Annotated in this window: 6 protein-coding genes; 4 read left to right on the top strand and 2 right to left on the bottom strand. The window is 54.4% G+C overall.

The window, feature by feature from the left end; genetic code table 11:
- Nucleotides 1–365, bottom strand: a 365-nt coding sequence (locus L692_RS30075; RefSeq protein ID WP_415752783.1) for a gamma-glutamyltransferase, incomplete at its 3' end; no start/stop codon positions are given.
- A gap of 349 nt (nucleotides 366–714) precedes the next feature.
- Here L692_RS30075 and L692_RS0124095 point away from each other — a divergent pair.
- Entirely contained in the window at nucleotides 715–1,308 is a 594-nt protein-coding gene (locus L692_RS0124095; RefSeq protein WP_025702499.1) for a chromate transporter, read from the top strand.
- Nucleotides 1,309–1,848 (top strand): chromate transporter, encoded by a 540-nt coding sequence (locus L692_RS0124090; protein WP_025702498.1) that lies wholly within the window; start codon nucleotides 1,309–1,311, stop codon nucleotides 1,846–1,848.
- A 50-nt stretch (nucleotides 1,849–1,898) separates the two neighbouring features.
- Here the strand turns inward: L692_RS0124090 and L692_RS0124085 are convergent, their stop codons facing one another.
- Nucleotides 1,899–2,279: a PH domain-containing protein gene (locus L692_RS0124085; protein WP_025702497.1), complete on the bottom strand. Its 381-nt coding sequence runs from the start codon at nucleotides 2,277–2,279 to the stop codon at nucleotides 1,899–1,901.
- Between the two features lie 201 nt (nucleotides 2,280–2,480).
- On the opposite strand from L692_RS0124085, the gene L692_RS32135 reads away from it, so the two are divergent.
- Together L692_RS32135 and L692_RS33885 are read left to right on the top strand one after the other, a co-directional pair.
- Entirely contained in the window at nucleotides 2,481–2,645 is a 165-nt protein-coding gene (locus tag L692_RS32135; RefSeq protein WP_156940570.1) for a hypothetical protein, read from the top strand.
- Between the two features lie 147 nt (nucleotides 2,646–2,792).
- Nucleotides 2,793–3,039, top strand: a 247-nt coding sequence (locus tag L692_RS33885; protein WP_036725354.1) for an ATP-binding cassette domain-containing protein, incomplete at its 3' end; no start/stop codon positions are given.

The raw sequence follows: 3,039 nt of genomic DNA, 5'->3' as shown, positions 1-3,039 counted from the left end.
AGGCGGCCGTATCGGGTCAGGATCGCATCCCAGCTATCCGCCATACCCGGTACCGTAATCGCGCTGCGTACGCCCCTGCGCGGGATCGCAGCCTCTCCATTGTAGCGGCCCCGGTGCACCCCGTAGCCCGAGCGCCCGCTGCCGTTGTAGGCCTGGACGCGGCCTTCAGAAGCGCTGTAGGTCAGCCAGAACGCGTCGCCTCCAAGGCCCGTCATATGCGGATAGACGACCGCCAGCGCCGAACTGACGGCCACCGCCGCGTCAAAAGCGTTCCCGCCCTTTTCCAGAACCCGCGCTCCCGCGGCGGATGCCAGATAATGCGGGCTGACCACCATCGTCTTCGTGCCAGTCACCGGTCGTTTTATCATTTTGATCCTCCTAAAAGTTTTGCGAATGAATTTACTTCCTGAATGATCTTCAGCAAAACTGGCTTCGTAAGCATAGGCTTCAAGTTTTGCTAATGAATTTACTTCCTGAATGGTCTTCTGGAAAAACCGGCATCGTAAGCGTATAAGCCAAAATTAATTAATGTCATTTAACATTACACGGCCTCATGAAGTCAACCGGAAGCGCCCGGAAGTCGAATGCTGCACGCCTGATTTGTGAGCCATGCACAAAGTTATCCCTCGGGGGATGCAAAAAGAAATATAATGTGGGGGTATTCATACGGTTTATATATAATGTACTTTTGACAACCTTAAGGAGGAAAAAGGTTTGAAGCCACTGAACAAAGACTATATAGAGCTTGGAGTTTCCATGGTCCGCACCGGAATTCTCGGCTATGGCGGGGGCCCCTCGGTCATCCCGCTGATCCGCCACGACGCCGTGATCCGCTACCGATGGATCAGCGACGAAGAATTCGGGGAAACGCTGGCGCTGGCCAACGCCCTTCCCGGACCGATCGCCACCAAAATGGCCGCTTTTCTGGGATATAAACGCAAAGGAAACATGGGGGCGTTCTTCGCCGTAGTAGCTCATATTTTGCCGAGCGTTCTTGCCATGATTCTGCTGCTGTCCGCTGTCAATTACCTGGCCGGCTCGAAGGTTGTGAAGGGAATGATTGCCGCCGTCTCGCCCGTGATTGCCGTCATGCTCGGCGTTATGGCTTATGAATTTGCGAAAAAGGCCGTCAAGGGGCTTGGCGTCGCAGCCGGCATCGCCTTTATGCTGCTTGCCCTGCTGCTGCTTGAAGTGCTGCATGTTCATCCGGCTATCGTCATCGTGCTCTTTCTCGCTTACGGCACGGTGCATTACAAGGCGGTGGCGAATCTCCGCCGCAATCAGAAACGAAAAGGAGGTACGCCCTAGATGGAATGGCTTGATCTGATTATTGGTTTTTTTATTGCTAATCTGCTCGGCTATGGCGGCGGTCCCTCCTCCATCCCGCTGATGTATACGGAAATCGTCCCGCACTACCATTGGCTGACCAATGCGGAGTTTACCAACATGCTGGCGCTGGGCAACGCGCTCCCCGGACCGATCGCCACCAAAGTGGCGGCCTATGTCGGCTATGAAATCTACGGCTGGGTTGGAGCGGTGCTGGCGCTTCTGGCCACTGTGCTGCCCTCCGCCGCCGCCCTGATCGCTCTGATCCGCGTGCTCCAGAAATACCGCCAGTCTTCGGTCGTCAAAGGCATGACGCTGCTGGTTCAGCCGGTCATCGCGATTATGATGGTTACTCTGACCTGGCAGATGGCCAAAGGGCCGCTGGCCTCCGTAGGCGTTTGGCAGACGCTGATTATCGCGGCGATCGCCTTTTGGGCGATGGAACGGCGCAAGATCCACCCTGCCCTTGTGATTGTTGCCGCTTTTGTCTATGGAGGATTGGTTCTCAGATACTGGGTATAACGGCATGACAACGGCCCTGCGGCCCTGACAAGGGGCATCGCGGCCGTTTTTTATAACTTCAAAATGTACTGGGACAGCACCGCCTGCACCTCATAAATATCCACACTCTTGTTGAACGTTTTCTTGAGCGGCAGCGTATTCCCGGACACGAACAGGCACAGCTCGGCGTCGAGATCGAAATGTCCCGCCGTCTCCACGGAGTAATGCGTAATGCTCTTGTAGGGGATCGAGTGGTAAGCGATTTTTTTGCCGGTCATGCCCTGCTTGTCGATCAGGATGAGCCGTTTATCCGTAAAAATGAACATGTCGCGGATCAGCCGGTACGCCCGTTCGATCTGTTCCCCCGGAGCCAAAATTTTACCGTATTCTTTGCGGGCCGCAGCCAGATCCACCTGAGACGCATTGCCGAGCAGACCGTCGAAAAAAGCCATATGCCTTCCTCCTTCTGAATGGACATGATAGGGCGTCCCGGCCGCCCATATCACCATTCATATCGAAGCTCGGCGCCGGGTATGCAAGGAAATCGGAAGGTTCGAACGGTTGCCGCTTGTTTTTCCGGAATATTGCGCTTGCTAACTTTAATTTTTTTATTTAAGATGAAGGTAACTTTGTTGAAGGGGAGGTGAGGAAAGATGAATTACGAGAATCTGGATAGCATGGTCGGCCGTTTGCCTATCGCAATGGCGGGCATTGTTCATGCTTTTGGCGTTAACGGGAGAGGTCTGTCCTTTTTTGCCAAAATCATAACGCCTGATTGCCCAGAAATGTCTTTCCTGCCTTCCGACCGTCAGCCTTAAACCGGACATAGACGATCAAGGCCGCGGGGAACGTTTCCCTGCGGTCTTTTTATGTTGTCCTTCCATACGAGATGGCAGGGGCGTTTCCTTTGATACCACTTGCTCTATCGGACTTTATGCCGCAGGAGCTGCTAAAGGAGAATCCCTATGATGATTCAATGTCAAAATGTGCAAAAATACCATGGCGCCCAGCTTGTGCTGAGCAATGTCTCGTTTACCGTCCGCCAGGGCGAAAGAATCGGCCTCATCGGCCGCAACGGCTGCGGCAAAACGACCCTGCTGCGCCTTCTGAGCGGCGAAGAAGCGCCCGACTCGGGACAAATCGCGATCCGCAAAGGCAGCGTCGTCGGGGTACTGGCCCAAATTCAGGAAGGCGGCGAGGATACCGTGTATG

Origin of the sequence: Paenibacillus forsythiae T98 (genome assembly GCF_000520735.1) — a bacterium.
GTDB lineage: Bacteria > Bacillota > Bacilli > Paenibacillales > Paenibacillaceae > Paenibacillus_AQ > Paenibacillus_AQ forsythiae.
This window is presented reverse-complemented; position numbering and strand designations above follow the sequence as displayed.

What these genes read in the sequence shown, in the direction of transcription:
- L692_RS0124090 (WP_025702498.1), top strand. Translation starts at nt 1,309, where the DNA reads ATGGAATGGCTTGATCTGATTATTGGTTTTTTTATTGCTAATCTGCTC.
- L692_RS0124085 (WP_025702497.1), bottom strand. Translation starts at nt 2,279, where the DNA reads ATGGCTTTTTTCGACGGTCTGCTCGGCAATGCGTCTCAGGTGGATCTG.
- L692_RS32135 (WP_156940570.1), top strand. Translation starts at nt 2,481, where the DNA reads ATGAATTACGAGAATCTGGATAGCATGGTCGGCCGTTTGCCTATCGCA.